Genomic DNA, 2211 nt, shown 5'->3' with positions numbered 1-2211 from the left:
GGAAGAAAGGAAAAAGAGGTACTTATATTAAACTATTCACTTTCTGTAATAAAGGATGCAATAGAAGGTGAGTTAAAAAGGGGTGGACAGGTTCTTTACATCAGAAACAGAATCTCACCCCTAAAGGAAATAAAGGAAAAAATAAAGACATTGTTTCCAGATGTAGATTGCGAAATCTTACATGCGAAAAAAAGTAAAGAGGAGATAGAAAATATTTTAGTTGATTTTATTTTAGGAAAAATAAAGATTTTGATTGCTACAAATATTTTGGAAACGGGTATGGATTTTGATAATGTAAACACTTTAATAGTAGAAAGGCCTGATCTTTTTGGACTTTCAGACCTCTATGCTTTAAAAGGTAGAGTTGGAAGGAGGGATAAAAAGTCTTATGTATATTTGTTATTACCTTCAAAATTAAGTGAAAAGGCAAAGGAAAGATTAAAAATAATCAAAAGGTATAACTATCCTGGTGCAGGAGAGAAGGTTGCGTTAAAGGACTTAGAGATGAGAGGGCCAGGTGAGTTTTTTGGAAAAAAACAGAAAGGTTTTTCAAAGAGTTTAGGTATTTCTTTTTATATCAAATTACTTGAGGAGGAGATTAAAAAGTTAAAGGGCGAGGCGCTGCCAAAGAAGAAAGTAGAAATTGTTCCTTATTCATCCTTATATTTTCCGTCTCATTTAGGAGATGAGGATAAAATTTACCTGGCGAGGAGTCTTTTTACTGCAGAAAGTGTAGAGGAGATAAATTATATAATTGATGAATATAAAGATAGATTTGGAAAACCAGATGATTTAACTTTAAAAATTTTTGATCTTGCCTTTGCATTTTTAAAAGCAAAGAATGAAAATAAAAGTAAAATAAAGGTTTTTAAAGATTATATTCATATTGAATAGGGTCAATAAATAATTAAAAGTTAAAATCTAGATCTCTTAGGAAAGGTAAATTACTATCTTTTTCAGAGAGAATGGGATTTTTTACAGGCCAGTCGATGTTAATTTCAGGATCGTTCCATCTTATTCCGCGTTCGTGTTCTTTTGAGTATTCTTCTGATAGTTTATATAGAACGATAGCATAGTCACTTAGCACCAAAAAGCCATGAGCAAAGCCCTCTGGTATAAAAAGCATATCTTTATTTTTTTCTGAAAGGATTACTCCTTCCCATTTACCGAAGGTCTCTGAGTTTTTTCTTAAGTCAACTGCCACATCAAAAATTTCACCCTTTACACATCTTATAAGTTTTGCTTGAGCCTTAGGCTCTATTTGAAAATGAAGCCCCCTTAGACAGTTTTTGTAGGAGAAAGAGATGTTATCCTGTTTAAATTTTAAATTTATTCCATTTTTAATAAATTCTGATTCTTTAAAGGCTTCAAAAAGATATCCCCTTTTATCTTCGAAAACGTCTGTCTTTATTAAAATTAATCCTTTTGTGTTTAACTCAATAAATTTAAAGGACATGAAAGTTTTTACTCCTCTCCTAAAACTTTAAGTCTTGCTTCAGTTCTTCTTAAGTAATCTTGAGCTTGAGGGTTAGATGGATCCCATTTGAGTACTTCTTGTAACAATTTTTTAGCTTCTTTATAATTGCCGGCCTTAAAATGTTGAATAGCTTTGTTTAAAGTATTTTCGAGTTGTTCCTTTGTTGGTCTTGGGGGTTCAACTTTTTTAACAACTTCTTTCTTTGGTTGTGGTTCCTCTATTTTCTTCTGGAGTTCTTCAATTTTATTTTTTACTTCCTGGTCATCTGGAGAATACGTTAGGGCTTCCTTATAGTAGCTAATTGCACTTTTATAGTCACCTCTTGCTTCAAAATGTTGTGCTTTTGATTTTAATTCAAAGGTTTTATTTTTAATTGCGAGTTTAACACTTGTAAGTCTCTCTTTAGCAGTTTTACTCTCAGGATAGATTGATAAAGCCTCTTCATAAGCTTTCTTTGCTTCGAGCAATTTTTCAATCTTAAATAGGGCATCACCCTCTTTTATTTTCTGGGCTGCAAGTTCACTCTTTGAGATCTTGGGAGACAATCTTATTTTCGCTGTTAAAGGTTTTTCTTTTTTAATATTTAATTTAACTCTTAATCCTTTGTATTGTGGATGAGTTATTGAGACAAGGTAATTTCCTGGCATCAGGTTTAAAGAAGCAATACCCTTATCATCGGTTAAAATGCTTGGTATTTCGGTTTGTAAAACTCTAATAACTGCACCTTTTAAGGC

The 2211-nt window shown here is 32.0% G+C and carries 3 protein-coding genes; 1 reads left to right on the top strand and 2 read right to left on the bottom strand.

Annotated elements, in window-relative coordinates:
* On the top strand, positions 1-894 hold an 894-nt coding region (locus ABDH49_05245), incomplete at its 5' end, for a helicase-related protein (GenBank protein MEN3046368.1).
* A 13-nt stretch (positions 895-907) separates the two neighbouring features.
* Here the strand turns inward: ABDH49_05245 and rfbC are convergent.
* A complete protein-coding gene (gene rfbC, locus ABDH49_05240; GenBank protein ID MEN3046367.1) occupies positions 908-1456 on the bottom strand; it encodes a dTDP-4-dehydrorhamnose 3,5-epimerase in 549 nt (182 codons plus the stop codon).
* Positions 1457-1464: 8 nt separating this feature from the next.
* Positions 1465-2211 (bottom strand): hypothetical protein (locus tag ABDH49_05235; GenBank protein MEN3046366.1); only part of this gene is annotated, 747 nt, incomplete at its 5' end.

The organism is Candidatus Hydrothermales bacterium, from assembly GCA_039630235.1.
In the GTDB taxonomy this organism is placed as follows: domain Bacteria; phylum Hydrothermota; class Hydrothermia; order Hydrothermales; family JAJRUZ01; genus JBCNVI01.
Note: the sequence above shows the minus strand (reverse complement) of the source record. Positions and strands in the feature narration are given on the sequence as shown.